27 protein-coding genes and 1 tRNA gene are annotated in these 25,621 nt (G+C 66.7%); 12 read left to right on the top strand and 16 right to left on the bottom strand.

Features of this window, described 5'->3' with window-relative positions:
• The first annotated feature begins 93 nt into the window (after nucleotides 1-93).
• Nucleotides 94-753 (top strand): TetR/AcrR family transcriptional regulator, encoded by a 660-nt coding sequence (locus AC07WJ_RS18430; RefSeq protein ID WP_494936071.1) that lies wholly within the window; start codon nucleotides 94-96, stop codon nucleotides 751-753.
• Between the two features lie 339 nt (nucleotides 754-1,092).
• On the opposite strand, the gene AC07WJ_RS18425 is transcribed toward AC07WJ_RS18430, so the two are convergent.
• The 11 genes from AC07WJ_RS18425 to soxY all read right to left on the bottom strand — a co-directional run bounded on the left by AC07WJ_RS18425 (nucleotide 1,093) and on the right by soxY (nucleotide 9,402).
• The gene (locus AC07WJ_RS18425) at nucleotides 1,093-1,704 is read right to left on the bottom strand and encodes a DUF2585 domain-containing protein (protein WP_494936254.1); all 612 of its coding nucleotides are present in this window, start codon (nucleotides 1,702-1,704) and stop codon (nucleotides 1,093-1,095) included.
• Nucleotides 1,694-1,954, bottom strand: a complete 261-nt coding sequence (locus tag AC07WJ_RS18420; RefSeq protein WP_494936070.1) for a ribbon-helix-helix domain-containing protein — start codon at nucleotides 1,952-1,954, stop codon at nucleotides 1,694-1,696. The genes AC07WJ_RS18425 and AC07WJ_RS18420 overlap by 11 nt, the downstream gene beginning before the upstream one ends.
• A gap of 77 nt (nucleotides 1,955-2,031) precedes the next feature.
• Nucleotides 2,032-2,430, bottom strand: a complete 399-nt coding sequence (locus tag AC07WJ_RS18415; protein ID WP_494936069.1) for a c-type cytochrome — start codon at nucleotides 2,428-2,430, stop codon at nucleotides 2,032-2,034.
• Between the two features lie 110 nt (nucleotides 2,431-2,540).
• Entirely contained in the window at nucleotides 2,541-3,815 is a 1,275-nt protein-coding gene (locus AC07WJ_RS18410) for an FCSD flavin-binding domain-containing protein (RefSeq protein ID WP_494936068.1), read from the bottom strand.
• A gap of 59 nt (nucleotides 3,816-3,874) precedes the next feature.
• Nucleotides 3,875-4,390 carry a DsrE family protein gene (locus tag AC07WJ_RS18405; RefSeq protein WP_494936067.1) on the bottom strand — a complete coding sequence of 172 codons (516 nt, stop codon included), beginning with the start codon at nucleotides 4,388-4,390 and terminating at the stop codon, nucleotides 3,875-3,877.
• Nucleotides 4,391-4,435: 45 nt separating this feature from the next.
• Nucleotides 4,436-4,786, bottom strand: coding sequence for a c-type cytochrome (locus AC07WJ_RS18400; RefSeq protein ID WP_494936066.1), 351 nt, complete (start codon nucleotides 4,784-4,786; stop codon nucleotides 4,436-4,438).
• Nucleotides 4,783-5,508 carry a c-type cytochrome gene (locus AC07WJ_RS18395; RefSeq protein WP_494936065.1) on the bottom strand — a complete coding sequence of 242 codons (726 nt, stop codon included), beginning with the start codon at nucleotides 5,506-5,508 and terminating at the stop codon, nucleotides 4,783-4,785. The genes AC07WJ_RS18400 and AC07WJ_RS18395 overlap by 4 nt, the downstream gene beginning before the upstream one ends.
• Nucleotides 5,492-6,775, bottom strand: coding sequence for a sulfite dehydrogenase (soxC, locus tag AC07WJ_RS18390; RefSeq protein WP_494936064.1), 1,284 nt, complete (start codon nucleotides 6,773-6,775; stop codon nucleotides 5,492-5,494). The genes AC07WJ_RS18395 and soxC overlap by 17 nt, the downstream gene beginning before the upstream one ends.
• Before the next feature lie 31 nt (nucleotides 6,776-6,806).
• Nucleotides 6,807-8,504 (bottom strand): thiosulfohydrolase SoxB, encoded by a 1,698-nt coding sequence (gene soxB, locus AC07WJ_RS18385; protein WP_494936063.1) that lies wholly within the window; start codon nucleotides 8,502-8,504, stop codon nucleotides 6,807-6,809.
• A gap of 74 nt (nucleotides 8,505-8,578) precedes the next feature.
• Nucleotides 8,579-8,908, bottom strand: coding sequence for a thiosulfate oxidation carrier complex protein SoxZ (gene soxZ / locus AC07WJ_RS18380; protein WP_494936062.1), 330 nt, complete (start codon nucleotides 8,906-8,908; stop codon nucleotides 8,579-8,581).
• A gap of 29 nt (nucleotides 8,909-8,937) precedes the next feature.
• Nucleotides 8,938-9,402, bottom strand: a complete 465-nt coding sequence (gene soxY / locus AC07WJ_RS18375; RefSeq protein WP_494936061.1) for a thiosulfate oxidation carrier protein SoxY — start codon at nucleotides 9,400-9,402, stop codon at nucleotides 8,938-8,940.
• A gap of 250 nt (nucleotides 9,403-9,652) precedes the next feature.
• Between soxY and soxA the strand changes: the two genes are divergently transcribed.
• Nucleotides 9,653-10,438: a sulfur oxidation c-type cytochrome SoxA gene (gene soxA, locus AC07WJ_RS18370; RefSeq protein WP_494936253.1), complete on the top strand. Its 786-nt coding sequence runs from the start codon at nucleotides 9,653-9,655 to the stop codon at nucleotides 10,436-10,438.
• An 11-nt stretch (nucleotides 10,439-10,449) separates the two neighbouring features.
• Complete coding sequence (gene soxX, locus AC07WJ_RS18365) at nucleotides 10,450-11,094, top strand: sulfur oxidation c-type cytochrome SoxX (RefSeq protein ID WP_494936060.1); 645 nt, start codon at nucleotides 10,450-10,452, stop codon at nucleotides 11,092-11,094.
• 21 nt (nucleotides 11,095-11,115) lie between these two features.
• On the opposite strand, the gene AC07WJ_RS18360 is transcribed toward soxX, so the two are convergent.
• The gene (locus AC07WJ_RS18360; RefSeq protein WP_494936059.1) at nucleotides 11,116-11,856 is read right to left on the bottom strand and encodes a cytochrome c biogenesis CcdA family protein; all 741 of its coding nucleotides are present in this window, start codon (nucleotides 11,854-11,856) and stop codon (nucleotides 11,116-11,118) included.
• Between the two features lie 47 nt (nucleotides 11,857-11,903).
• Here AC07WJ_RS18360 and AC07WJ_RS18355 point away from each other — a divergent pair, with 47 nt between their 5' ends.
• The 8 genes from AC07WJ_RS18355 (at nucleotide 11,904) to AC07WJ_RS18320 (ending at nucleotide 20,996) form a co-directional block, all read left to right on the top strand.
• A complete protein-coding gene (locus tag AC07WJ_RS18355; RefSeq protein WP_494936058.1) occupies nucleotides 11,904-12,323 on the top strand; it encodes a thioredoxin fold domain-containing protein in 420 nt (139 codons plus the stop codon).
• Nucleotides 12,323-12,700: a metalloregulator ArsR/SmtB family transcription factor gene (locus AC07WJ_RS18350; protein ID WP_494936057.1), complete on the top strand. Its 378-nt coding sequence runs from the start codon at nucleotides 12,323-12,325 to the stop codon at nucleotides 12,698-12,700. Before AC07WJ_RS18355 ends, AC07WJ_RS18350 begins: the two co-directional genes overlap by 1 nt.
• A gap of 48 nt (nucleotides 12,701-12,748) precedes the next feature.
• Nucleotides 12,749-13,870, top strand: coding sequence for a YeeE/YedE family protein (locus AC07WJ_RS18345; protein WP_494936056.1), 1,122 nt, complete (start codon nucleotides 12,749-12,751; stop codon nucleotides 13,868-13,870).
• Nucleotides 13,871-13,962: 92 nt separating this feature from the next.
• A complete protein-coding gene (locus tag AC07WJ_RS18340; protein WP_494936055.1) occupies nucleotides 13,963-14,928 on the top strand; it encodes an AraC-like ligand-binding domain-containing protein in 966 nt (321 codons plus the stop codon).
• Between the two features lie 29 nt (nucleotides 14,929-14,957).
• Entirely contained in the window at nucleotides 14,958-15,233 is a 276-nt protein-coding gene (locus tag AC07WJ_RS18335) for a putative hemolysin (protein ID WP_494936054.1), read from the top strand.
• Nucleotides 15,234-15,560: 327 nt separating this feature from the next.
• Nucleotides 15,561-17,309 (top strand): caprolactamase subunit beta, encoded by a 1,749-nt coding sequence (gene capB / locus AC07WJ_RS18330; RefSeq protein WP_494936053.1) that lies wholly within the window; start codon nucleotides 15,561-15,563, stop codon nucleotides 17,307-17,309.
• Between the two features lie 35 nt (nucleotides 17,310-17,344).
• Nucleotides 17,345-19,423 (top strand): caprolactamase subunit alpha, encoded by a 2,079-nt coding sequence (capA, locus tag AC07WJ_RS18325; RefSeq protein ID WP_494936052.1) that lies wholly within the window; start codon nucleotides 17,345-17,347, stop codon nucleotides 19,421-19,423.
• A gap of 208 nt (nucleotides 19,424-19,631) precedes the next feature.
• Nucleotides 19,632-20,996, top strand: a complete 1,365-nt coding sequence (locus AC07WJ_RS18320) for a purine-cytosine permease family protein (protein ID WP_494936051.1) — start codon at nucleotides 19,632-19,634, stop codon at nucleotides 20,994-20,996.
• A 42-nt stretch (nucleotides 20,997-21,038) separates the two neighbouring features.
• Here AC07WJ_RS18320 and AC07WJ_RS18315 read toward each other — a convergent pair whose 3' ends face one another.
• Nucleotides 21,039-21,998 carry an MBL fold metallo-hydrolase gene (locus AC07WJ_RS18315; RefSeq protein WP_494936050.1) on the bottom strand — a complete coding sequence of 320 codons (960 nt, stop codon included), beginning with the start codon at nucleotides 21,996-21,998 and terminating at the stop codon, nucleotides 21,039-21,041.
• 268 nt (nucleotides 21,999-22,266) lie between these two features.
• Complete coding sequence (locus AC07WJ_RS18310; protein WP_494936049.1) at nucleotides 22,267-23,205, bottom strand: acyltransferase family protein; 939 nt, start codon at nucleotides 23,203-23,205, stop codon at nucleotides 22,267-22,269.
• Nucleotides 23,206-23,867: 662 nt separating this feature from the next.
• On the opposite strand from AC07WJ_RS18310, the gene AC07WJ_RS18305 reads away from it, so the two are divergent.
• Nucleotides 23,868-23,942: transfer RNA gene (locus tag AC07WJ_RS18305), tRNA-Lys, on the top strand.
• Between the two features lie 33 nt (nucleotides 23,943-23,975).
• Here AC07WJ_RS18305 and AC07WJ_RS18300 read toward each other — a convergent pair.
• Together AC07WJ_RS18300 and AC07WJ_RS18295 are read right to left on the bottom strand one after the other, a co-directional pair.
• Nucleotides 23,976-24,722, bottom strand: a complete 747-nt coding sequence (locus tag AC07WJ_RS18300; protein ID WP_494936048.1) for an SDR family oxidoreductase — start codon at nucleotides 24,720-24,722, stop codon at nucleotides 23,976-23,978.
• A gap of 98 nt (nucleotides 24,723-24,820) precedes the next feature.
• Nucleotides 24,821-25,564, bottom strand: a complete 744-nt coding sequence (locus AC07WJ_RS18295) for a hypothetical protein (RefSeq protein ID WP_494936047.1) — start codon at nucleotides 25,562-25,564, stop codon at nucleotides 24,821-24,823.
• Nucleotides 25,565-25,621: the final 57 nt, after the last annotated feature.

The following is a 25,621-nucleotide window of genomic DNA, read 5'->3' as shown; positions in this document are numbered from 1 at the left end:
ACCGTTCGGTTCGATCGCGCTTGACATACACCTGATAAATGCGCTCTACAAGACTAAACCGAACCGTTCGGTTCGATTTTGAGGATCACAATTTTGAGCGACGTCGCCATTCCCAAAACGCGCGAGACCGAGACCGGTGCCGCGCCGGAGATTCTGGACACCGCCAAACGGCGCCAGATCCTCGAGGGCGCGCGTCGGGTTTTCTTCGAACGCGGCTTCGAAGCCGCCAGCATGAACGATATCACAAAGGCCGCCGGTGTCTCGAAGGGCACGATCTACGCCTATTTCACCAGCAAGGAACATTTGTTCGAAGCGCTGGTCGGGCTGGAACGGCGCGAGCAGGCCGAGCGCCTGTTCGATCTCGACCGGACCGCGGCGTCGATCGCCGGCGAGCTGGAAGAGCTCGGGGTCCGTCTCGCCACCGCGATGTGCGAGCCCGAAGCGGTCGCCCGTATCCGCATGGTGGTGGGCGTGGCGCCGCGCCTGCCGGAAATCGGCAGGGCCTTCTACGAAGCGGGTCCGCGGGTCGGCAACGCGCGGCTCGCCGCCTATTTCGCCGATCTCGACGCTGCCGGGCGCATCACCTTCGACGACCCGGTCACGGCCGCGCGCCAGTTCCTCGACCTGTGCATCAGCGAGCCGATCCGCAGGATCATTTTCGGGTTCGACCCGGCCATCGCGAAAAGCGACCTGCGCGCCTCGGTCCGGGCCGCGACCGCCATGTTCCTGCGCGCCTATCCGCCGCGCGGCTAGAACCGTTCGCCTTATTCATTGGCAGGAAAGCAAGTCGTGGATGCCCGGGACAAGCCGGGGCAGGACGATGTGTTGACCTCACAGCGTGCTGGGCCACGGGGCTGTTCTTGCACCCGGTCGCCCCCTGACCCTCGCTCCAAGACAATTCTCGCCTTGGCCGGGCTTGTCCCGTCCATCCACGAATTCGGTGCAGTTTCGCCCGGGAACAGTCCATATTTGTCGGGCGAGACCGAAACGGACAATTTCCGCCTGGGCTGATCGACACGACGCCGACAAGCTCGGTCCAACTGGTCGCCGGTCACGGAAAAGGCGCGTGAAGACCTCTTCCTCCCGACCCGATCACTGCACCGGTACCGCCGCCTGCCATTTCGCGATCGCCTCGATCGGGTGGATAAGCATGATGATGTTGAGCGTCAGATTGTCCCGGATGCCATAGGCGAGCCCCAGTTCGATCACCACGAAGGTCACGACCAGGACGCTCACCGGCAGGCGCCTGGCCAGCAGGAAGCCGACGATCATCGACACCATGTCGCCGAGCGAATTGACGATACTGTCGCCGTAATAGTTCAGCGAAACGGTTGCCGACCGGTAGCGCTCGATCACCATATTGGTGTTCTCGGCGATCTCCCAGGCCGCCTCGATGCCGACCGCCAGCACCAGCCGCTGGCCGAAGGTCGCGCGCGGAAACACCAGCCAGGCCAGTCCGTAGAACAGGAAGCCATGCAGGACATGGCTGAACGAATACCAGTCGAGCAGATGTTGCGAATTCTCCGAACTGTGCACATTGCCGTGCCAGAGCTTGACATAGCCGCAGGTGCAGATCGGCGTGCGGCCCATGGCATAAAGTATGATCGCCTGGGCAATGATCAGTCCGGCCACGATCAACAGGCAGTTGCGGCTCACCGCCCAGGTGCTTTCGGGCGATCCCGCGGTCGGGCTGTCAGCCATCATTTTCGGCATTCAGGTCTTCGAGCTCCAAGGCGGCGCCTCGGGGCCCCGCCGGAAAATGGTCATGGGCGATCGCCCATTCGCGGAAGATGGTGCGCAGGGCCGCGGGCCGGCTCATGCCCGGCCGATCCTTGGCGATGAACGCGTCCAGAATGGCCAGGAGGTCGGGCGGCAGCCTCAGGCCGATCGGCGTCGTATCGACGCGCGGCCGGCCACGGCCTTTCGAGTCCCGGGAAGTGAGTCCTGAGGTCACGCGCCGATGGTAAGGGAAAGGCCGGTCCGGGCAAAGCCGAATATGCGCGACGGCCGTCGCGGCCCTGCTCCTGTCGGCTATTGGGTGCGTTTTCCGCTGGCGTCGAACTGCCGCAGAAAGGCGATGAGGTCACGGACCTGGGCGTCCTGGCGCAGCCCGGCAAAGACCATGCGGGTGCCCGGCGTGACGCTGCGGGGATCGCGGATATAGGTGGCGAAGTTCTCCTCCGACCAGACCTTGGAGGCGACCTCGGGCCGCTTATAGGCCTCCGAATAATTATAGCCGGGAACCGCGCCGGCGGTCCGGCCGATCAGTCCGTTCAACTGCGGCCCGACGCCGTTGCGCGCGGTTTCGCCGAGCTGGTGGCAGGCCCGGCATTGGGCAAAGACCCGCTCGCCGGCGGCGGCATCCTGGGCCGATGCGGCGGCGGGGAGGGCGACGGCGCCCAAGAGGGCGGCGAGAAGGACGAAGCGCATGATGGGTCCTGGCTGCATGATCGAACGGGAAGGGCTGGAAATCGGGCGCCGGGCGGCAACGGCCCGTGGGATCGCCACGGGCCGGCCGGGTCGGTGACGGTGAGACCGGGTCAGGTGAACATGTCGGCGGTGATGGCGCCGTACCACCCCATGTTCTCGGCCTGGGCCTGCTTGCGCAACTCGGCGGTTTCGCCGGTCTGCGAGATGAAGGTTTCGACCGCCGCGATCTTGCCGTCCCGGGCCTCGTAGCGGCCGCCGACCTTCACCGTGTCGTCGGTCTCGATCAGGCTCCAGCAGGTATTGGTGTAGCGCGCCGGGAAGGTGCGGGCGCCGGTCAGCTCGCCGCGCACCATCAGGGCCGCGACCTTGGCCTGGCTATTGGCGGAAAAGGCCGATTTCGGCATGTCGCCGGGAATGCAGGCATCGCCGACCACATGGATGTTCGGATCCAGGGTCGATTTCATGCTGGCCGGATCGATCGGGCAGAAACCCGAGGCATTGGCGAGGCCGGCATCGCGCGCGATGGCGCCGGCCATTTGCGCGGGAATGACATTGACCAGCGCCGCGTCCCGATAGGTCTCGAAGCCGGTGACCACCGTATTGGTCTTCGGATCCACCGACTTGATGCCGTCATGGACCTTGGGCCCGAGCCATTCGACCATGCCGGGGTAATATTTCTCCCAGCCCTCCTGGAAGAGGCCCTGCTTGGAAAAGCTCTCCTTGGGGTCGAGCACGTAGATCTTGGCGTCGCGCCGGCCGCTCGCCTTCAGCACATGGGCCATCATCGACACCCGCTCATAGGGGCCGGGCGGGCAGCGATAGGGATTGGGCGGGGCGATCACCACGATGACGCCCTTGTCGGGCACGGCGTCGAGCCGGCGCTTGAGCAATTGCGTCTGCGGGCCGGCCCGCCAGGCATGCGGCATGGTGTCTTCATGCTCGCGGCCCCAGCCGGGCACGGAATCATATTTGAGGTCGATGCCCGGCGACAGCACCAGCCGGTCGTAGCCGAGCCGCGAACCGTCGGCCAGGAGCACCTCCTTCTTGTCGCGATCGATCCGGCTCGCCGCCTGGTGGTTCATCCGGAAGCCGCTCGTGGCCGACACCTGGTCATAGCCGTGGGTGATCGATTCAAACGAGCGATAGCCGCCGAGGAAGAGGTTGGAATGGAAACAGGTGGTGAACTGGCGTTGCGGCTCGACCAGCACGACGTCGATGCCACCCTGGCTGTCTTTGGCGACATATTTCGCGGCGGTGACGCCGCCCGGGCCGCCGCCGACCACCACGACCCGTGGCTTGGCCTGGCCGAAGACCGGCGGCGCCGCCAGCGCGGCAAGTCCGAAAGCGCCGGCCGATTGAAGCATTCGCCTGCGATTGATCGACATGGTCTCTCTCCCCCTGGCTTGACGCGCACCGGTTCGTCCGGCGTCACGGTTGACGGCTCTCAACCCACTTTCAAATAGGCGTATCCCTTGCTTTGCAAGGCGCCGACCGCCGCCACACCGGACGGCACGAAGGACATGAAATCGGCGGAGCGGACCTTGGTCCGGTCGAGATTGAGCCTTTGGAAGGTGATGTCGCAGAGATGCACCTTCAGGCCGTTCTTGGCCTGCGCCACCACCCGCTCGAAGGTCGGCAGGACGCCTGCCTCGTCGCGCCAGGGCGTGCCCTCGAGCGTCTCGAAGAAGAACTTCACGCCTGCGCCATGGGCGACCACGACGAGCTGCAGGTCGAACGGGTTGGCGCCATAGGCGGAGAAGTGATTGCCGATATTGGTGAGCATCTGAACGAAACGTGCCGGTTCGCCAAAATCGCAGTGGTAGAGGCAGGCGACGTCGGCATCCTTCTTCAGGTCGGCGAGCTGCAGCATGGGGGCGGCGGCCAAGGCCGGCCGGGAGGCGGCGAGCGCGCCGGCCACCGCCACTCCGCCGAGCAGCATGCGTCGATCGACATCAGACATGGCTCTCTCCCTCCGTCCTCGAAACGCCCGGCGGATGCCGGGCGGTCATTGGCTTGCCGGCCGTGGCGCGAGGCTGCCGAAATAGGCGGCGAGCGCCGCCATCTCGTCATCCGAGAGCCGGCCGGCAATGGTCTGCATGATCGGATTGTCGCGCTCCCTCAGCCGGTAGGAGCGCATGACGGCGACGAACTGCTCGTCCGGCCAGGCGATGATCGATGGGATCCCGGCATCGGAACGGCCCGACATCTGGTGACAGGCGGCGCATTCGCCGGCGAGATATTCGCCGAGCGCGCGGTCGCCGCCGGGCCGTGCCTGCGCCAAGGCACCGGTGACGGCCGCCATGGCAACGGCGACCGTGATCGAGGCCAGGACGGCGCGGCGCGGCAGGGCGGTCATTCCACCCTCGGGCCGCTGCGGCTGTCGGGTGTCACGTCGATCACCCGGGCCCGGCCGGTGACATGGGGCTCCGGCCGGCAATTGGTCATGCACGGATCGGCCCGCCAGAACGCCCGCTCGGTGGTCTCGCGATCGTCGTCATAGAAACCGTCGACATTGGGCAACCGGACGCTGGTGAAATTCTCGCGCGTCAGCTCGAAATCGTCCTTCACCACGTCGTTCAGGTTCAGGAGATAGGCGGTGAGGGCATAGACGTCGTCATTCGACAGCGACTGGGCATTGCCATAGGGCATGGCGCGCCGGATGTAGTCGAAAGTGGTCGACAGATAGGGCCAGAACGAGCCGATGGTCTTTTCCGGGTTGTCGGCCGTCAGCGTGCCGCGCCCGCCGGCCAGCACCGGCCAGCGGCCGGCGCCTTCGCCGAACTCGCCATGGCAGGCGGCGCATTGCTGCAGATAGATTTCCTCGCCCTGCTTCACCGTGCCCCGGCCAGGCGGCAGGCCCTGGCCATCCGGGCGGATATCGGTATCCCAGGCCGCCACTTCGGCCGGGTGCGCCTCGCGGCCGAGCCCGATCTTGGCAGGTGCGGGTGCGGGCGCGCTGACGGGGGCGGGAGCGGCCGGAGCCGGGGCGGGCGGCCGCTGCTGCGCGAACACCGTGCCCGCCGCGACGAGACCGGCGCCGAGCGCGAAGCCGAGCGCGATCCTAGCCGATCTCGACATTTTCGGTCTCCCCGTTCGAGCGCACGAGCCAGGTCTGAATGCCATTGTTGTGGTAGATCGAGTTGGTGCCGCGCACCTTGCGCAACTCGTCCTTGGTCGGCTGCACATAGCCGGTCTCGTCCATGGCGCGGGACTGGATCATCATCTCGCGGCCGTCCCAGTCGAAATCGACATAGAAGCGGGTCAGCGACATCGACATGACCGGGCCGTCGATGCGCGCCGTCTGCCAGTTGCGGCCACCGTCCAGGCTGACATCGACCCGGCGGATCGCGCCGCGGCCGGACCAGGCGAGCCCTGTGAGGACATTCGGCCCCTTATGCCGGAGCGGCGCCTGGGGCGAGGGATTGGTCACCACCGACTTGGCGTCCATGATGAAGGTGAAGCGGCGCGAGCGGCCGTCGGTGAGCAGGTCGGTATATTTCGAGGTCTCCTCGCGGTGGTGCCAGGGCTGGTCGCCGACCTCGATCCGGCGCAGCCACTTGATCCACATGTTGCCTTCCCATCCGGGCACGACCAGGCGCAGCGGATAGCCCTGTTCGGGGCGCAGCATCTCGCCATTCATGCCCCAGACGACCAGGCAGTCCCTCAGCGCCTTGTCGAGCGGGATCGAGCGCGTCATGCCGGAGGCGTCGGCGCCTTCGCCGAGCAGCCATTTGGCATTGGTCTTCAGCCCCGCCTCGTCGAGCAGTGTTTTCAGCGGGATGCCGGAATACCAGACATTGTGCACCATGCCGTGGGTGAACTGGCAGCCATTGAGCTGCGCGCCGCGCCATTCCATGCCGGAATTGGCCGCGCATTCCAGGAAGTAGGCGCGGTTGACCCGGCCGGGAAAACGCTTGAGGTCGTCGAGCGTGAACACCAGGGGCTTGTCGACCAGGCCGTTGATCATCAGCCTGTGCTTCATCGGGTCGATCTCGGCGCAGCCGCCGTGATGACGCTCGAAACAGAGGCCCGACGGCGTGATGATGCCGTCGAGCGCATGAAGCGGCGTGAAATTGACCGAGGATTCGCGGCTCGCCGTCAGCCATTCCACGTCGCGGCGGATGACGTCCTTTTCGAAGCTCGACGGCTTGCCATAGGGCCGGGCCTGCACGCCGTCGCCGAGCGTCCGGTTCCAGTCCTGCACCTCGGTAATGACGGGGTCGGGCGTGGCGGGGGCCGCCGCGCGCGCGTTCAAGGCCGAGGCGGCGACCCCGGCGCCGGCCAGTCCTGCCGCGCCCAGAAAGCCGCGGCGGTTGAAGGTCGAAACGGTCGATGGCCCGCTCATCCCTGTCTCCTCGACATCGCGACGCGGCGCCTCAGGCGCCGGTCACCTTGACCGCGCTATTGGGTTCGATGCGCACATTGCGCACCCGCGACACGTATTTTTCGACGACCTCCCAGACCGGCGGTCCCTGCGTGCCTTCATTGACGCTGGCCCAGCCGGCGACGACATAGGCCTTGGCCGATTCCAGCGGCTTGCCGGTCTTCAGATGCGTCAGTTCGGAGATGCGCTGGCCGGCCGGCCTCGCGACATCGATGGCGTAGCCGACGCCGCCGACCCGCACCATGTCGCCGCCGCCCTGGAAATAGGGATCCGGGTGGAAGATGTTGTCGGCGACATCCTCCAGGATGTCCTTCAGCTGCTGGCCGGTCATCTCCATCCGATAGCAGGCCGGATAGGTCATGGCGGTGGCATTGCTGATCGCCTCGAAGGTGATGGGATCACCCGGCAGGAGCGTGCCGCCCCAGCGAAAACCCGGCGACAGCGCGATCTCGGCATCGCGCTCGGCGAGCATGGCCTGGGCGATCAGGTCGTCGAAAGTGCCGTTGAAATTGCCGCGCCGGAACAACAGGCTGTCGGTCCGGCCGACCTCGCGGGCGAGCTCGCTCGCATAGGGCTTGCGGATCGTGTCGATCGCCGCGGCCATGTCGGGATCCGGCGTGATCGCGTCGGAAAAGACAGGCATCAGCTTGTAGCGGAAGCCGGTCATCCGCTTGTTCTTCACCTCGATATCGAGGCGCGAGACGAATTTGCCGTGCGAACCGGTGGCCACCAGGATGGTGTCGCCGACCTTGATCACGCCGGGCATGGCGTCATGGGTATGGGCGGTCAGGATGACGTCGATGCCCTTGACCCGCGAGGCGAGCTTGCGGTCGACGTCGAAGCCGTTATGGGACAGCAGGACGACGAGGTCGGCACCCGCCGCGCGCGCCTCCTCGACCTGCTTCTGCATGTCGTCCTCGCGCAGGCCGAACTCCCATTTCGGGATCATCCAGCGCGGATTGGCGATCGGCGTGCGCGGGAAGGCCTGGCCGATGACAGCGATTTTCGCGCCGCCCTTCTCGAACATCTTGCGCGGCTCGAAGACCGGCTCCTGCCACTCGCTGTCGCGGATGTTCTGGGCGAGGAACGCGATCTTGGAGGCCTCGGCGATCTCTTTCACCCGGGCTTCGCCATAGGTGAATTCCCAATGCGAGGTCATGGCGTCGACGCCGAGCGCCTCCATGACGCCGACCATGTCCTGGCCTTGGCTCTTCAGCGCGGTCCACGAGCCCTGCCAGGTATCGCCGCCGTCGAGCAGCAGCACCTTGTCGGCGCCGCGCTCGGCGCGAATGGCCTTCACCAGGCGGGCCACCCGGTCCATGCCGCCCATCCCGCCATAATTGCGGGCGAGCGCCGCGAAATCGTCGCTGGTCAGCGCATAGGCGTCGGCCGAGCCGGCGGCGACCTTGAAATACGCCAGGAACTCCTTGTCGGTCAGGTGCGGCGGCTGGCCCTTGGCTTCGCCGACGCCGAGATTGACCGAGGGCTCGCGGAAATAGAGCGGCACGAGCTGGGCATGGATGTCAGTGACATGGACGATGGTCACCGTGCCCAGGGGATCGAAGCGGGTGATGTCGGCTTCGGTCAGTCGCTGCTGGGCGGCCACCCGGCCGAGCGGGCCGAGGCCGGCGCCGAGCGCCAGCGCCTGGGCAGCCGCCGTCGCTTGCAGGAATTGCCTGCGCGAAATCATGATGTCATCCCTGATCGGCCGCGCGGAAACGCGCGGCGCCTGGAGGCTTCAGCGCCTGTCGAACCGGACGAGGTTCAGCCGACCGCGATCTTGTTGGTCGAGGTGTATTCGGAGCCGTCGTCGTCCTTCCAGACGAACTTGAACTCGCCGCTCTCCTTCACCTTGTAGAAGAAGGACTGGTAGGGATTGGCCGAGATCGCCGGATGCCAGTCGGCCTGGAACACGGTCTTGCCGTTGAACGAGGCGGTGAAGCTGTTGATGATCTTGCGCGGGATCGGCTTGCCGGCACCGTCGCGGCGCTGGCCGCTCTCCATCTCATGCGAGATCAGCGTCTTGATCTCGATCATGTCGCCGGCCTTGGCTTGGCCGGGAACGCGGACGCGGGGAGTGGGTCTGGTGGACATGGCGTTTCCTCAAATCCTTGCCCGGGCGCTCAGCCGCCGCAGCCGCCGATGGTGACCTTCACCTCGGCCTTGGTGGTGAACAGCGAGCCATCGGACATCTCTGCGACGCAGACGATGTTCTGGGTTTGCGCCAGCCGCATGCGGGTGGACGCCGAGGCCCGGCCGCATTCCGGCGAGAAGCGGAAGGTGAAGACGCCCGGCTGCGGATTGCCGTCGGCGAAGACATGCACCGCCTTGACGTAGTCGGTTTCGGTCATCGGGCTTTCGACGTCGATGGTGACCGGCACCACCAGGCCGTTTTCGGCGATCTGCGGCACGTCCAGCTTGACCCGGCCCTCGGCCATCGGTTTGCCAGCATAAAGCTTCTTCAGCTCGTCCTCGACCGCCTTGGTGTCCGCCGTGGCGAGGCGGGGCGCCAGTGCCGCCGCGGCAAAAGCCAGCGCCGCCATGCGCAGGGTCGCGCGTCTCGTCTGGGAGGCGAAAAGTCTCGCCATGCGGTGCTCCTTGGTTCCTCGGATCCCGTTCAAGCGGGCATCTTGACGGCGCGGCTTGCAGGCCGCACGCTTAAACATATCGTGATATTGTTTTTTATGAATGTAAAGGTCATTCTAGACTGACGGTCACGAGACGGATCACCCCGGACAAGAGGGTGGCCGGAGGGAATGCGGAGGAGGATGAACCATGGCCCGGACAGGGTGGATATGGGCTGGCCTGGTGTCGGCGGCGCTTGGCGGCCTGGCGACAATGGGGCTCGCCACAATGAGCGCCGCGCAGTCGCCGCAGGATGCCAGCGAACGCGAGATCGAGCGCTATCGCGCCATGATCAACGATCCGATGGCCAATCCCGGCTATCTCGCGGTCGATCGTGGCGAGGCGCTCTGGGCCGAAGCGCGCGGCACCAGGAATGTTTCGCTGGAGACCTGCGATCTCGGCGAGGGGCCGGGCAAACTGGAGGGCGCCTATGCCCGGCTGCCGCGCTATTTCGCCGATTCCAACCGGGTGATGGACCTCGAGCAGCGGTTGCTCTGGTGCATGGACAAGATCCAGGGGCTCGACGTCAGCGACGTCGTCAGGCGCCGGTTCTCCGGGCCCGGGCGGGCCTCCGACATGGAGGACCTGGTCGCCTATATCGCCAACAAGTCCAATGGCATGACCATCCAGCCCCAGCTCACCCACGCCAAGGAGCGTGAGATGGCGGCAATTGGCGAGGCGATGTTCTACCGGCGGGCAGGGGTGATGGATTTCGCCTGCGCCACCTGCCACGGCGAGCCGGGAAAGCGCATCCGCCTGCAGGGCCTGCCGGACTTTTCACAGCCCGGCGCGGCCCCCCGGGAGGCCATCGGCTCCTGGCCGACCTATCGCGTCTCGCAAAGCGCGCTGCGCACCATGCAGCACCGGCTGTGGGACTGCTTCCGCCAGCAGCGCTGGCCCGAGCCCGACTATGCCTCGGACGGGCTGACCGCCCTGATGGTCTATCTGAACGTCCAGGCGGCGGGGGCCGAGATCAACGTCCCCTCCATCAAGCGCTGAGCGAGGTCGCCATGAACCGTCTTGCCATCACGATCCTCGGCGCCCTTGTCGCGACCGCCGCGCCCGCTTTTGCCCAGGCGCCGGCCGCGCCGACCCCGAACAGCACGGCCGCGCGGGTCGATCCCGCCCGCATCGACCAGGTCATTCGCGGCACCTTCACCCGCGCCCCCGCCGAATGGCAGGCGCGCGTCGAGCTCGACGACACCCAGCGCACCTGCACCGAAAGGCGCAACCATGTCTCGGGCGCCGAGGCCGATGCCATCCAGGCGCGCGAGCGGGCAACGGTGGTGCTGCCGCCCGACGGACGCTTCCTTGGCGACTGGCGCCGCGGCTTCGAAGTGGCCAATAGCGGCCGGGGCGGCCAGTTCTCCGATCCCGCCAACACGGTCGCCGGCGGCAATTGTTATGCCTGCCACCAGATGGATCCGAAGGAGTTGAGCTTCGGCACGCTCGGTCCGAGCCTTGCGGCCTATGGCCGTGAGCGCAATTTCGATCCCGAGCTGATCCGCGAGGCCTATATCAAGATCTACAATTCGCAGGCGGTGGTCGCCTGTTCCAACATGCCCCGCTTCGGCGCGACGAAATTCCTGAGCGTCGACCAGATCCGCGACGTGCTGGCCTATCTGTTCGACCGCGAATCGCCGGTCAACAAATAGCCCGCTCAGCCGACCTGCAAATCAGCCCACTTGATTGAACACCGGGAAGAGCTCGATCAGCACGCCACCGACCCGTGCCATCTGGCCGGTGGCGATCAACAGGCCGGTCGCGACCAGGATGACGCCGGTTGCCCTTTGCACGCCGGCGAGATGCCGCTTGAAGCGGCCGACCCAGGCGAGGAAAGGCTTGGCGAAGGCCGCCGCGAGCAGGAAGGGCAGGCCCATGCCGGCGGCGTAGAAGCCGAGCAGCAAGGTGCCCCGGCCGATCGTCTCCGCCGAGGCCGAAAGCATCAGGATGGCGGCGAGCACCGGGCCGACACAGGGCGTCCAGCCAAAACCGAAGGCCAGGCCCACGCCATAGGCGCCAACAAGGCCGGCCGGCCGGCGCTCCACCTCGGCGCGTGCCTCGCGCATCAGGAAGCCGATCCTGACCAGCCCCGCCATGTGCAGGCCGATGACCACGAGGCCGAGGCCGGCGATCACGGCCAGGCTGTCGAACCAGCGGGTCAGCGCCTGGCCGAACACCGAAGCCGTGGCGCCGAGCAGGATGAAAATGGTCGAAAAGCCGAGCACGAAGGCGCCGGCACGGCTGACCAGCAGCCGGCGGCCGGCCAAGGCGCCGTCGCCGCTCGCTTCGAGCTCGCCGAAGGACAGGCCGGCCAGAAAGCACAGATAGGCCGGCACCAAAGGCAGGATGCAAGGCGAGAAGAACGACAGGAGGCCGCCGAGAAAAGCGCCGGCAAACGAGACATCCAGCGCCACGCCGGCCTCCATTGGCAAATATATTCGAATGCGTCTATATCTTAGCGATGAAACGCGCTTGGCGGCAATTCGTCCTTGCCTCATTGCTGGGTCTCGGTGTCGGGCTGGGCTGCGCCATGCCCGGGCTCGCCGCGGCCGAGCTGGTCATGTTCGAGCGTTCGGGCTGTCCCTGGTGCGCGCGCTGGGACCGCGAGGTGGCGCCGCATTATTCCGTCACCGAGGAAGGCAAGGCCGCGCCGCTGCGCCGGGTCAATCTCGATAACGGCCAGCCGCGTGATCTGGCGCTGACCCTGCCGGTGCGCTTCACGCCCACTTTCGTGCTCATCGACCAGGGCCGCGAGGTCGGCCGGATCACCGGTTATATGGACGAAGGCATGTTCTGGGGCTTGCTCGGCAAGCTGATTCAGGATTTGCAGAACGCAACGGGACGCGCGCCGGGCGCCGCATCCCTGGGAAGGCCTGGCTGATGACCGTGATTGTTTCGAAGGCGATCGAGGACGAGCTGCGCTCGGGCGCGGAATATTCCGTCGAGCTCGAGCAGCTCATGCGCAATGCCCGCGAGGCCAGCGACTTCCTGAAAGCCCTGTCGCATGAGAGCCGGCTGCTGCTGCTCTGCCTGCTCGCCGAAAAGGAACGCTCGGTCGGCGAACTCGAAAACATCCTGTCGCTGCGCCAGCCGACCGTCTCGCAGCAATTGGCCCGGCTGCGCTTCGACGACATGGTCACCACGCGGCGCGACGGCAAGACCGTTTATTACAGCATCGCCAACGAGAATGTCCGGCGCGTCATCAGCGTCATCTACGATATCTTCTGCGAGCGCGGCACCAAGACCGCCAAGGAATGACGGGGCCGGGCACACGCCCGCTCCGCGCAAGAAGCCCTGGGAGGATGCATGACTGGGCTGCCGGCCGCTGCCGTCGGCGCGATGGGCTTTCTGGTCGGCATGGCGGCGGGCCTGTCGGTCCAGCGCGCCCGGCTTTGCTCTTTCGGCGCCGTCGAGGACGCCCTGATCGGCCATGACTGGCGCCGCATGAAGGTGTTCGGCCTGGCTCTGGCCGTGGCCCTGACCGGCACCCAGCTCCTGGTCCTGCTCGGCCTGTTCGAACCCACCGAGACGACCTATGTGCCCAGCCAGGTCGCCTGGCTCGGCGCCTTTGCCGGCGCCGTGCTGTTCGGCATCGGCATGGCGCTGGTCGGCACCTGCGCCTTCGGCTCGCTGATCCGGCTGGGTTCGGGCGACCTGCGCAGCCTGTTCACGCTGATGATCTTCGGCGCGGTCGCCTACGCGACGCTGCGCGGCGTGCTGGCGCGGCCCAGGATCGACTGGGTCGAGGCCATCGCGGTCGCCATGCCCGGCGGCGGTCCGAGCGCCGCCCCTGACGTGCTCGGCCGGCTCGGCGGTTTCGATATGCGGCTCGGCCTGACCCTGGCGCTGGCCGCCGGCCTCGTCTGGCTGGTTGTCCGCGACCGCCGCCTGTGGCGGGCGCCGCGCCTTCTGACCGCTGGCCTCGTGCTCGGTCTCGGCGTGGTCGCGGGCTGGATCGCCACCGGCGTCGTCGTCGACGTCTTCGACCGCATCGTGCGGGTCCAGAGCCTGACCTTCGTCTCGCCGGTCGCCCGCGGCTTCTACGGATTGATGACCGGCGAAGGCAACCTCGCCGATTTCGGCATGATGAGCGTGCCGGGCGTCGCGGTCGGCGCCGCCTTGTCGGCGCTGGCGGCCCGGGAGTTCCGCTGGGAGGCCTTTGACGACCAGCGCGAGATGCGCCGCCATCTCACCGGCGCTGTGCTGATGGGTTTCGGCGGCGTGCTCGCCGGCGGCTGCACCATAGGGCAGGGGCTCACCGCCGGCTCGCTGATGGCCGCGACCTGGCCGATCACGGTGGCCGGCATGGTCCTCGGCGCCCGCCTCGGCATCGCCATCCTCGTCGAGGACTCGGTCCTCGACTGGGCGCGCGCCGCCTGGACCGGCCTCGGCGCCGCGCGCAACAGTGGACGGCCTCCCGCCGAATAGGCTCCGACAGCTGGGGGCGCCGATCCCGGCGGTATTGCGGTCTGGCCTGTCCGGCTGCAAGATCGGCAAAATCGACCAAGATCGAAGGTTGGATGGACGCGTTCTTCAGCACCCGGGACACACCTCAGCCCGAGCGCAGCGGACGGTGGCAGGACATGGTGTCCGCCACCTATTTTCCGCTCGACCTGCGTTTTCGCCGCCCCGACACGTTCAGCGGCCAGCTCGCGCGCTGGCAGCTCGGCCAGGTTTCGCTGTCGCGGCTGACCGCCGACGCCTTGCTGTACCGGCGCACCGCCAGGCATCTCGCCAATGAGCGCGACGAGCAATATCTCATCACCGTGCCGAGCCTGTCGGATGTCGCCTTCCTGCAATGTGAACGCGACATTCGCTGCCCGCCCGGTGGCTTCCTGATCGAGCGCGGCCACGAGCCCTATGAGTTCAGCCATGGCGAGGCCAATGATCTCTGGGTGCTGAAAGTGCCGGGCGAGGCGCTGCTCGGCCGGCTGCGCATGCCCGAGCGCTATTGCAGCCTGACTTTCAATGCCGATTCGGGAGCGGGCGGCCTGTTCGCCGACCTCTTGCGGCTGATGCCGAACCGCCTGCCGGCCATGTCGGCGAGCGAGCGCAGCCAGATCGGCGGCCAGCTGGTCGACCTGCTGATCCTGGCGGTCGCCGGCGACGAGCGCGTGCTGACCAGCAGCGGCTCCTCGGTCCGCGCCGGCCACCTTGCCCGCGTCGAGCATTATGTCCGCGGCCGGCTCGGCGAGCGCAACCTGCGCCCCGAGGATATCGCGGGCGCCTGCGGCATTTCGGTGCGTTACCTGCACGACCTGTTCCAGGGCTCCGATCTCAGCCTCGGCGAATGGATCCGGCACCAGCGGCTGCTCGCCTGCCGCGACGCGCTCGGCAATGCCGGCGACCGGCGGACCATTGCCGAGATCGCCTATGACTGGGGTTTCGGCGACCAGGCGCAGCTGTCGCGGCAGTTCAAGGCCCGCTTCGGCATGACGCCGCGGGATTATCGCAACCGGCAGCTCCAGACCGCGACGCGAGATTGAGCGCGCCACGTCGGACGCAAGGAGGGCCCATGCCTGGCACCCGACATGGCTCAGCCATCCTTCTCGCGATCATCGCCGCCGCCGGCCTCGGCTATCGCCCGGCCGCGGCAGCCTCGGCGCCCGGTGCCGTCGGCCTCGCCAATCCCGCCTCGGTCCATTGCGGCCAGCTCGGTGGGCGCCTGGAGATCGTGACGCAGGCGAACAGCGGTCAGATCGGCATGTGTCATCTGCCTGACGGACGGATCTGCGAGGAATGGGCGCTGTTTCGCGACAAGCGGTGCGTCCCGCCCGGACAACGGGACTGACCTTCGCCGCCGCCGTCCGCTTCCGGCCGGATCTCCCCTGCACGGATTGACAAGAATTCCCGCGCTCCGGCGCAAGACCGCCGTCACCACACGCCTAAGCTCCCTGCCAAGCATCCGAAAAAGTTGCGAAGGGCGGAACCGATCCGCCGCAGTGGGAGCGTTGCCGGATTTCACAGACATGAGCGCGGTGACGGCGGGCCAGGCGCCTGTCGCCACGACGTAATCTTCGTTCTCCGCAACGAGGGAACGATCCCGGCTGCCGGACTTCCGGCACGGCGCGCGCGCTCATGGCCTGTGCCCGGCACCGCAAAGCGAACGAGGCCAATCATGACAAGCAAACGCGTCGACCCGATCACGCTCTCCGTGGTGCGCGGCGTCCTTGAAACGACCCAGCGCGAGATGACGCTGGCACTGGAAAAGACCGCGCGCTCCAGCGTCTTCAACCTGGCGCACGACTATTCGACCGCGCTGTTCAACGCCGACCCGGAAATGATCCTGCAGGGCCAGGATATCCCGATCCATCTGGGGTCCCTGATCCCGGCCATGAAGGCGGTCGCAGGCTTCTTCGGCGACGACATCCACGAAGGCGACCTGCTGCTGCACAACGACCCGGCCTATGCCGGAAGCCACATCATCGACACCTGCATGTACAAGCCGGTCTTCTATAAGGGCCAGCTGGTGTTCTGGACCGTCTGCAAGGGCCACCTGACCGATATCGGCGGCCCGGTGCCGGCCGGCTACAACCCGGCCGCCACCGAGATCTATGCCGAGGGCCTGCGCATTCCGCCGGTCAAGATCTGGGACCGCGGCAAGCCCCGCCACGACGTCCTGAACCTGCTGCTCACCAATATGCGGGCGCGCCGCGACCAGGAGGGCGACTTCAACGCGCTGATCGGCGCCTGCCAGGTCGGCGAACGCAACCTGATCGCGCTGCTCGACAAATACGGCCTGGAACAGGTCCAGGCCTGTATCGCCGAACTGCTCGACATGGCCGACCGGCAGATGCGTGCGCTGATCCGCGCCGTGCCCGACGGCACCTACAAGGGCACGGCCATCCTGGAGGATGCCGGCCACGGTTTCGGCGATTTCGAGATTTCCGCGACGGTGACGATCGAGGCCGACACTTGCCGCATCGCCATTTCGAGCCCGCCGCAAATTCCCTATTTCATCAATTCCTACGAAGGCAATTCCTATTCCGGCGTCTATCTCGGCCTGATGATGTTCGCCCAGCTGCCGCCGCCCTACAATGAGGGGCTCTATCGCTGCGTGACCGTCGACATGGGCCCGAAGGGCACCCTGTGCAACGCCCGGGAACCGGCGCCGCACATGAACTGCACGACCACGCCGATGGAGACCCTGACGGATGCCGTGCGGCTCGCCTTCGAGCAGGCCGCGCCCGCCAAGGTCAGCGCCTCCTGGGGCCATGCCAATGGCTGCAACGTCGCCGGCTGGGACACCCGCCACGACGAGGAATATGTCACCATGGTGCTGGCCTCGATCATTTCGGGCGCCGGCGCCACGCCCCAGCAGGACGGCTGGCACGCCTGCGGCCCGGAATGCTGCTTCGGCGCGTTGACCTCGGGCGATATCGAGCTCCTGGAATATTCCTATCCGGTGATCATCCATCGCTACGGCCTGATCACCGATTCCGGCGGGGCAGGGGCCAATCGCGGCGGCTCCGGCACCTGCTGGGAGGTCGAGCCGCTCGACAAGCCGATGACCTTCATTTCCTTCGGCGAGGGCCGGCGCATTCCCGCCATGGGCGCCGCCGGCGCGCGCTCGGCGCTGATCGACCCGAAGGTCGGCCGCATCGAGATCCGCCGCAACGGCGGGGTCGAGATCATCCGGAAGAACGTCATCGAGACCATTCTGCCCGGCGAGCGCGCGGCCAATTTCAACCCCGGCGGCGGCGGCTACGGCGCCCCCTTCACCCGGCCCGCCGAGAAGGTCCTCGACGACGTGAACAACGGCCTAGTCTCGATCGAAGGCGCCCGCGCCGACTATGGCGTGGTCATCACCGCCGGCCCGCGCCCGAGCGTCGACCACGACGCCACGCTGCGCCTGCGCGCCCGCTGACGGCAGGCCCCTCCAGACAATCCGGAACCATCACCATGAGCACCACCTATCGTCTCGGCGTCGACGCCGGCGGCACCTTCACCGATTTCGTGCTGGCCGACGACACCGGCAAGACCCGGCTCTACAAGGCCCTGTCCACTCCCGACGACCCGACCCGCGCCATCGAGAACGGCCTGAAGCTGATCGCCGAGGATCTCGGCCTTTCGCCGCGAGACATCATCTCGCGCTGCGACCTCTGCATCAACGGCACCACCGTCGGCCTCAACGCGCTGATCCAGCTGAAGGGCGCCAAGACCGGCCTGATCTGCACCGAGGGCCATGAGGATTCGATCGAGATCCGCCTCGGCCACAAGGAGGACGGCTTCCGCTACGACCCGGATTATCCGCCGGCGCCCATGCTGGCGCCGCGTTACCTGCGGCGCGGCGTGCGCGAGCGGGTCATCTCGACCGGCGAGATCCGCACGCCCATGCGCGAGGAGGATGTGCGCGCCGCCTGCGAACTGTTCCGCAAGGAAGGCGTCCAGAGCGTCGCCATTTCCTTCGTCTGGTCGGTGCTGAACCCGGCCCATGAGCGCCGGGCCGCCGAGATCGTCCGCGACATGCTGCCCGAGGTCGTGCTGACCGTCGGCAGCGAGCTCTACCCGCAGGCGCGCGAATATACCCGCACCTCGACGGCGGTCACCAATGCCTATCTCGCGCCGATCATGAAGCGTTATGTCGACGCGGTGGACGCCTATTTCCGCAAGCTCGGCTCGACCCAGCCGGTGCGCTACTTCCAGTCGAACGGCGGTCTGGCGGTCGGCGAGATCGTCAGCGACCGGGCGGTCTATGCGATCAATTCGGGGCCGGCTTCCGCGCCCCAGGCCGGCACCTTCGTCTGCGAGCCCTTCGGCAAGACCAATGTCATCACCGTCGACATGGGCGGCACCTCCTTCGACATCACGCTCACCAAGGACGGCCGCACCAATCTCAACAAGAACACCGACTTCCTGCGCTACCGCATCGGCGTTCCCATGATCCAGGTCGAGACGCTCGGCGCCGGCGGCGGCTCGATCGGCTGGATCGACGCCATGGGCCTCTTGCAGATGGGCCCGCAGAGCGCCGGCGCCAGGCCGGGCCCGGTCTGCTACGGCCAGGGCGGCACGGAGCCGACCGTCTCGGACGCCAATCTCGTGCTCGGCTATCTCAATCCCGCCGGCCTGCTCGCCGGCAAGATGCCACTGAACAGCCAAGCCGCGCGCGAGGCGATCAAGCGGAAGATCGCCGATCCGCTCGGCATTTCGGTGGAACGCGCCGCCTATGGCATGTTCACCATCGTCAACAACAACATGGTCAACGGCATCCGCCGCGTCTCGGTGGAGCGCGGCTACGATCCGCGCGACTTCGTGCTGGTCGGCGCGGGCGGCGCGACCGCCGCCCATATCACCGCGCTCGCCCGCGAAATGGATATCGACACCATCATCCTGCCGAAGCTCGCCTCGGGCCTCTGCGCCTTCGGCCAGATCATTTCCGACGTCAAATACAATTACATGGCGACCTGTCCGGTCAGGCTCGACAATGCCGAAAGCTATGCTCGCGTCGACGGCCTGTTCCGGCAGCTGGAGGACAAGGGCACCGGCGACCTCCGGGCTGACGGCTTCGCGCCGGACAAGATCAGCAGCCGCCGCAGCCTCGACATGCGTTATGTCGGCCAGGTCCATGAATGCACCGTCGACATCGACAGTTTCGCCATTGACGAAACCACGATCCAGCGCGTCAAGGACGCCTTCCACGCCCGCCATGCCGAGCTCTACACCTATAGCGAGCCGCATAATCCGGTCGAGGTCGTCAATATCGAGAGCACGCTGTTCGGCCATATCGACAAGCCGAGCGCGCCCAGGCTCACCGGCGGCGGCGACGCGGCCTCGGCCGTCAAGGAACGCCGGCCGCTGATCTTCTCCGCCGAGGGCACGGCGATCGAGGCCCCGGTCTATGACGGCGCGAAACTCGGGGTCGATGCGGTGGTGACCGGCCCCGCGGTCATCGAGGAACCGACCACGACTATCGTCATCGAGCCCGGCTGGACCGCCAAGGTCCATGTCAGCGGCAGCTATCTCCTGACCCGGCAGCGCTGAACGCCAGCCGCTCGACCCAACCTCCGGGGTTGGCGCGACGCGCCGGCTCCGCTTCCCCGAAACGATGTCCCGGCAGCCCGAACGCCCGTCACCCCGACGCGGCGCATCGGCGACCCATGCCCGGGGCGATCGCCGAGGCCGGCGTCAGAACCGGCCGTCCAGTGCAAGCACCGCCTCCAGAGCAACATTCATTTGGGAGATCAAGGCCATGGCCGGAGCCATCACGCGCGACGACGCGCCAGACCAGACATCGGACTATTCGGCGATCGCCGTTCCAAACGGCGCCCGCATGCGGCGCGGGCCGCTGACCATGGCCTGGTGGGCGGTGTGCAGCGCCATGTTCTATATCGTCGTGGCGGCGACGCTGGCGCTCAATTTCGGCACGCGCAACGCCGTCATCGGCATGCTGCTGTCGGTGATCTGCTACGGCGCGATCAATGCGGTGCTGAGCCGCTACGCCATTCGCACCGGGCTTTCGGTCGCGCTGTTCTCGCGCATCCTGTTCGGCAATGCCGGGGCTGCCATCGCGACCCTGATCTTTTTCGCCACCGCCATCTATTACGCGGTGTTCGAGGGCTCCGTGATCGCGGTCGCCATCTCCACGGTGTTCCCGTCGATATCCTATCCCGTTGCGGCCCTGATCGTCGTCGCCTATAGCGTGCCGCTGATCTTCGGCAGCATTCAGAACTGGCTCGACAAGTTCAACGGCGTGCTGCTGCCATTCTACGTCATTGGCCTGGTCGCGGCCGTCGTGCTCGCCATCGCCACCTATGGCTACAGCAATGCCTGGCTGAGCTTCGGCCCGGCCGGCGGCGCGCCCGCCAATGGCTGGTGGGACTGCTTCGTCTATTACATGGGGGTGTGGATCCTCATGATGTACACCTTCGACTATGCCCGCTTCGGCCGGCAGGAGGATGCCGACTATCACGCCCGCTTCAATTTCGGCGCGCCGTTCTACCTGGTCGCCTTCTTCATCAACGGCCTGGTCGGCATTTTCCTGGCCTCCACCATTCCCATGGACGGCGCGCTCAGCGAGGTCTCGGTGGTGCTGGCGCTGCTGAAGCTCATGGGCTTGAGCGGGCTCGCCTTCGTCTGGATCTCGCAGACCCGCATCAACACCGCCAATTTCTACCTGGCGGCCGTCAATATGGAGGCCTTCGTCACCCAGGTGACCGGCCGGCGCCTCGGCAAGCTGGTCTTCGCCTTCGTCGCCGGCGCCATCGTCTACGGGCTGATGCTGGCCAATGTCTTCCACTATATCCTGCAGGCGCTCGCCTATCAGGGCATTTTCGTGGTCGCCTGGGTCGGCATCGCGCTGACCCATATCCTTTCGGGCAAATATGACCGGCTGTTCGGCGCGGCGATCGAATATCGCGCCGACCGGGTGCCGGCCTTCAACCCCTGCGGACTGATCGCCTGGTTCGGCGCGACGGCGATCGGCGTCGTGCTGCTCCATGCCGGACCGGCTGTCGCCAGCTTCTCGGCGCCGGCCACCGCGCTCGCGGCGGCGGCGATCTATGGCGGCCTGCTCACCTTGGCGCGGCCGGCCTGGTTCGTCGCCAAGCCGACCTGAGCGGCGCGAAGCGGACGTTCCGCCTCCCGCCGGGGCGGAACGTCAGGCCAACGGCACGAACCGATAGGCGGTGCCCTGGCGCTCCACGCGCCCGAGACCGCCACCCGGCAGGTGATAAGTGGCCACCAGCACCTTCTCGCTCGCCAGCCGGTCGAGCAGCCGCCTGCGGGTTGCGGCCGCACGTTCCGGCTCCTGGTCGAAGGCGGTCGCCCAGTCCGGGTGGCCGAAGGACAGGACCGGATGGGTGAAGGCATCGCCAAGGATCATCAGGCTGTCCGAGCCGGCGCGGATCTCGAAGGAGACATGGCCCGGCGTATGGCCGCCGCTCTCGAAGGCCGCCACGCCGGGGACGATCTCCTCGCCCGGGCGAAAGCGCTTCAGCTGCGGCTCGAGCGCCTTCAGCACCCGCTGCGCACCGGCGGCAAAGGCGTGGCGCTCCTCGGGCAATCGGGCGAAGACATCGGGCGCGAACCAGAAATCCCATTCGGCCTGGGCCATGTGATAGGTCGCATTCGGATAGGCTGGGGTATCGAACTCGTCGAGCGCGCCCCAGAGATGGTCCGGATGGGCATGGGTGAACAGCACCTGCGTCACCTTGGCCGGATCGATCCCGGCGGTTTCGACCGATTGCGGCAGGCGCCCGGTGGTCGGCAGGAAGTTGCGCCCGGCGCCGCAATCGAACAGCAGCAGATCCTGGCCGAGCGCCAGGACAGGCACGTTCAGCGCGTTCTGGGTCGCGTCGACGGCAAGGCCCGCTTGCGCCAGCACCGCACGCACCTCCGCCGGCGCAACGCCGCGCGCCAGCATCGCGGTCGGCAAGGTGATCGATCCGTCGGACAGGATCTTCAGCGATGCCGACCCGACCTCGGCCGAGGCGATGGCCTGGGCCGTGGCTGGCGCGGGCAGGGCGGTCACCACTGTCGCGGCGGCTGCGAGCCGGAGCAAGGTGCGGCGGTCGAGCGTAGGCGAGCCGAAAAGCGTGTCGTCGTCACAATGCGTCATGACTGCCTCCGAACCTGGCCAAGCGTCAGAACGACAATATCCGCCTGATGTCCAACGCCAAGCCCCAAAGGCGAAAGCACCGCGAAATCAACCCTCTCCCAGGGCGAGAGGGTGCCCGCGTCAGCGGGCGGGTGGGGGGGCGTCCATCTCCGGTTGGGGCGGCATGCGGCGTGAGCGTCGGCTGCAGGCCTGAGGGGTTACGCCCCTCACCCGGCGCCTGACGGCGCCACCCTCTCCCTCTGGGAGAGGGTTGATTCCGCGCCGCCTCTCATCCCCCGACCTTCAGTGCGGAGCCCATGGCGGCTCGGCGCCGCCCGGCGAGGCGCGCGCCGAGCCGGGTCAGCGGCCGTTCGAAAAAGCGGAACGATAGCCAGCACCAGCCGAAGCAGGCGGCAAGCGTCAGTGCGTAGAAGCCGTAGCCGGCGCCGGGCAGGGGATAGCAGGCGAGCTGCTGCCAGAGATAGAGCCCATAGGACATCTGGCCGATCGCGACGAGCGGCGGCCAGGACAGGCCAGCGCTGAAACCGTTCGGCAGCCTGAGCCAGGCCAAAACCTTGCGGATCGTGCCCTCATGAAAGGCGGCGATCACGCCGATGCCGATGATGACGAAACCGCGCAAGGGAAAATAGATTTCGCCCGCGGCGATCTTCGTTGCGACCATCACCGCGGCGAGGCCCAGGCCGGCGCAGACGCGCCCCGCCAAGCCGCCCTTGATGGCGAAGGCAAAGACGAAGGGAAAAACCAGGTAGAACTGCTCCTCGAACGACAGGCTCCACATATGGCCGAGGAACCAGTTGTCGCAGACGATCCCGATGTCGTGGAGATTGCAGGCAAACGCAGCGGCCAATGCCAGGTCCTGATTGGACACGGCGATCAGGCCGTTGGCGGCGAGCACCTTCAGCGTGGCGAGGTAAAGTGCGAGCGGCGGCAGGATCCGGAACGCGCGCCGGATGAAGAAGCCGGCGATCGAGATGGTTCCGCTGCGCTCATGCTCGGCGATCAGGCCACGGGTGATGACGAAGCCCGAGATGACGAAGAAGCAATAGACCGCCCACTGGCTCACCCGAAACAGCGGGTGATCCAGGAAGGGGCCGGAATAGTCCAGCTTGATCGAGGAGTGCAGGCCGATATGGCTGGCGATCACCACCAGCACGCTGATCGCCCGCAGGCCGTCCAGGGCATCGATGCGTTTTGCTACCGTCGCCATGGCCGCCGCGTCTCACGTCCATTCGGTGCGCGGCGCGACGAGCCGCAGATTCCGCCCGACGGGATATCCTTCTGAGACCGCGCCGGGAACAGAACCTCGCACCGGGGACTTTTACGCCCCTCGCGAGCCTCATGTGTTCCGGCAATATTCTGATCGGTCAAATCACCACCCCAGCAATACCAAAGGGTTAGAAGGAGAGCAGGATGGTCGGAGAAGCGTGTTGTTGTCGGAGCGCATCATAACAGTCTCCGAACCTAGCCAACGCGTCAAAGAACGAAAAGCACCGCGGAATCAACCCTCTCCAAAAGGGAGAGGGTGGCAGCGTCAGCTGCCGGGTGAGGGGACGTCCATCTCCGAACGGACGGCATGCTCGACGCGCATCGGCGACAGTTCTGAACGCCTACGCCCCTCACCCGGCGCCTGACGGCGCCACCCTCTCCCTCTGGGAGAGGGTCGGTTCGTCCGTGTCTTCCATCCCGTGACACAGTCGCGCGGTCATTCCAAACCGAATCCTGACTTGCTTGACTGACCAATGATGCGGGCAGGGGGCCGTCGATTAGGTCCCGTTGGTCGATTTTCATCCCCAACATTCTCAAACATGACGGATCCCGACGGACATGCGTTGACTTCCCGGGCGTGATCCGCCAAACCCGCCGCCGGATGGGCGGGTAGCTCAGCGGTAGAGCACGTGACTTTTAATCATGTGGTCGAGGGTTCGATCCCCTCCCCGCTCACCATCCAACTTCCTCTCTTTGATCTCGCCGCGCGGCTCAGAGCGCGAAGCCGCCATCGGCCAGGTGGATCTGGCCCGTCGTGTAGCTCGCCTCGTCGGAGGCGAGATAGAGCGCCAGCAGGGCGATCTCCTCCGCCGTGCCGAGCCGGCCGATCGGCTGGCGGTCGATGAAGGCCTTGCGGGTCGCCTCCAGCGACTGGCCCGAGGAGGCCGAGAGCGCCTTGATGCGGTCGTCGAGCGAGGGCGATTGGATGGTGCCCGGGCAGATCGCATTGGCGCGAATGCCCTTGCGGATGAAGTCGATGGCCACCGACTTGGTCAGGCCGATCACCGCCGCCTTGCTGGCGCCATAGGCATAGCGATTCGGCACGCCGCGCACCGAGGAGGCGCCGGAGGCGATATTGACGATCGAGCCGGCGCCCTTTTCCAGCATGCCCGGCAGGAAGGCCTTGATGGTCCGGTGCATCGACTTGACGTTCAGGTCGAACGAAAAGTCCCAGTCTGCCTCGCTGGTGTCCAGCACGGTACCATGGTGCACGAAGCCGGCAGCATTGACCAGGATGTCGATCGGGCCGGTCTTGGCGGCCAGCGCCTCGACGGCCTTGGTCGAGCGAGCGTCGAGCTTCAGCTTCTTGGCCCGCTTGATGCCTTCGAGCTTGGCCTTGTCGAGATCGGTCGCGTAGACGGTGGCGCCTTCCTGCGCGAACAGCTCAGCGATGGCCCGGCCGATGCCATGTCCCGCCGCCGTCACCACCGCGATCTTGCCCTGCAACCGCTTCGCCATGTCCGCTCTCTCCCGTCTCGCCGTTCTTGTTGCGCCGTTTTCGGCGGCATCCAGGGCAAGAGGAGACACGGTGCGGATCGCCGTGTCCAGCCGGCGAGCTATCCGCCGAAACGTTGGGAGAGTTGCGTGTCGAAGGTCTTGAGATCGGCCAGGATGCGGTCGAGCAGGGCGGCGTCACGCAGCCGGACCGCGGTCGCCACCACGTCGAGCCCAGCGACGATAGGATCGGCGAGGCGGCGATATTCGGCGTCGGTGACCACCTCTGCCGCGGCATAGCTGTCGCAGCGCTTCAGCGCCCAGCGATAGACCGCCGCCTTGGCCAGGACCTCGCCGCGCGCCTCGGCGCGGGTCATGTCGGGCGGGCTGCGCTTCAGCGCCATGAAGGCGTCCAGCGCGTCGCTCGATTCGTCCAGGCACTCGACCAGGCCGTAGAGGCCGGCCGAGCGGCGCAGCAGAATCCATTCGCGCCGCAGCGGCAACAGCTCTTCCAGTGCTGCGTCGGGCCGCTTTTCCGCCAATGCGTCGGCCGCGCGCTTCAGCCGCGCCCCGGAGCCGTCGAGCATTTCGGGGAACATGTTGATCCGGGCGAACAGCGCCGGCGGATCGGCGCGATAGGCTGTCGTCGCCTCGGTCCAGAGCGCCGTCAGGCGCTTCAGGCTGGCATCCGCCTCCTCGGCGCGGCCCGCCCGAAGGCTGGTGGTGGTGGCCCGGAACAGAGCCTGGGCCTCGGTCAACTTGCTGACGAATGATCCGGAGCTGGCGCAAACGACGCTGTTCGCCGCGACGAGCGACGCGGCGGCGAGCAGGATGACCAGAAAGGCACTGCGGAAATGGGCTCTCACGGCGCGCACCATAACCGAAGCCTTCCCGCGATGCATCCGCCAGCGGCCCTCAGGAAT

This window comes from Phreatobacter sp. GW821-FHT04C01 (assembly GCF_059420385.1).
Note: the sequence above shows the minus strand (reverse complement) of the source record. Positions and strands in the feature narration are given on the sequence as shown.

Coding starts and splice junctions, on each gene's coding strand:
- AC07WJ_RS18425 (WP_494936254.1), bottom strand. CDS start 1,704: ATGATGGCTGACAGCCCGACCGCGGGATCGCCCGAAAGCACCTGGGCG.
- AC07WJ_RS18415 (WP_494936069.1), bottom strand. CDS start 2,430: ATGCGCTTCGTCCTTCTCGCCGCCCTCTTGGGCGCCGTCGCCCTCCCC.
- AC07WJ_RS18410 (WP_494936068.1), bottom strand. CDS start 3,815: ATGTCGATCAATCGCAGGCGAATGCTTCAATCGGCCGGCGCTTTCGGA.
- AC07WJ_RS18405 (WP_494936067.1), bottom strand. CDS start 4,390: ATGTCTGATGTCGATCGACGCATGCTGCTCGGCGGAGTGGCGGTGGCC.
- AC07WJ_RS18400 (WP_494936066.1), bottom strand. CDS start 4,786: ATGACCGCCCTGCCGCGCCGCGCCGTCCTGGCCTCGATCACGGTCGCC.
- AC07WJ_RS18395 (WP_494936065.1), bottom strand. CDS start 5,508: ATGTCGAGATCGGCTAGGATCGCGCTCGGCTTCGCGCTCGGCGCCGGT.
- soxC (WP_494936064.1), bottom strand. CDS start 6,775: ATGAGCGGGCCATCGACCGTTTCGACCTTCAACCGCCGCGGCTTTCTG.
- soxB (WP_494936063.1), bottom strand. CDS start 8,504: ATGATTTCGCGCAGGCAATTCCTGCAAGCGACGGCGGCTGCCCAGGCG.
- soxZ (WP_494936062.1), bottom strand. CDS start 8,908: ATGTCCACCAGACCCACTCCCCGCGTCCGCGTTCCCGGCCAAGCCAAG.
- soxY (WP_494936061.1), bottom strand. CDS start 9,402: ATGGCGAGACTTTTCGCCTCCCAGACGAGACGCGCGACCCTGCGCATG.
- soxA (WP_494936253.1), top strand. CDS start 9,653: ATGGGGCTCGCCACAATGAGCGCCGCGCAGTCGCCGCAGGATGCCAGC.
- soxX (WP_494936060.1), top strand. CDS start 10,450: ATGAACCGTCTTGCCATCACGATCCTCGGCGCCCTTGTCGCGACCGCC.
- AC07WJ_RS18355 (WP_494936058.1), top strand. CDS start 11,904: ATGAAACGCGCTTGGCGGCAATTCGTCCTTGCCTCATTGCTGGGTCTC.
- AC07WJ_RS18350 (WP_494936057.1), top strand. CDS start 12,323: ATGACCGTGATTGTTTCGAAGGCGATCGAGGACGAGCTGCGCTCGGGC.
- AC07WJ_RS18345 (WP_494936056.1), top strand. CDS start 12,749: ATGACTGGGCTGCCGGCCGCTGCCGTCGGCGCGATGGGCTTTCTGGTC.
- AC07WJ_RS18340 (WP_494936055.1), top strand. CDS start 13,963: ATGGACGCGTTCTTCAGCACCCGGGACACACCTCAGCCCGAGCGCAGC.
- AC07WJ_RS18335 (WP_494936054.1), top strand. CDS start 14,958: ATGCCTGGCACCCGACATGGCTCAGCCATCCTTCTCGCGATCATCGCC.
- capB (WP_494936053.1), top strand. CDS start 15,561: ATGACAAGCAAACGCGTCGACCCGATCACGCTCTCCGTGGTGCGCGGC.
- capA (WP_494936052.1), top strand. CDS start 17,345: ATGAGCACCACCTATCGTCTCGGCGTCGACGCCGGCGGCACCTTCACC.
- AC07WJ_RS18320 (WP_494936051.1), top strand. CDS start 19,632: ATGGCCGGAGCCATCACGCGCGACGACGCGCCAGACCAGACATCGGAC.
- AC07WJ_RS18315 (WP_494936050.1), bottom strand. CDS start 21,998: ATGACGCATTGTGACGACGACACGCTTTTCGGCTCGCCTACGCTCGAC.
- AC07WJ_RS18310 (WP_494936049.1), bottom strand. CDS start 23,205: ATGGCGACGGTAGCAAAACGCATCGATGCCCTGGACGGCCTGCGGGCG.
- AC07WJ_RS18300 (WP_494936048.1), bottom strand. CDS start 24,722: ATGGCGAAGCGGTTGCAGGGCAAGATCGCGGTGGTGACGGCGGCGGGA.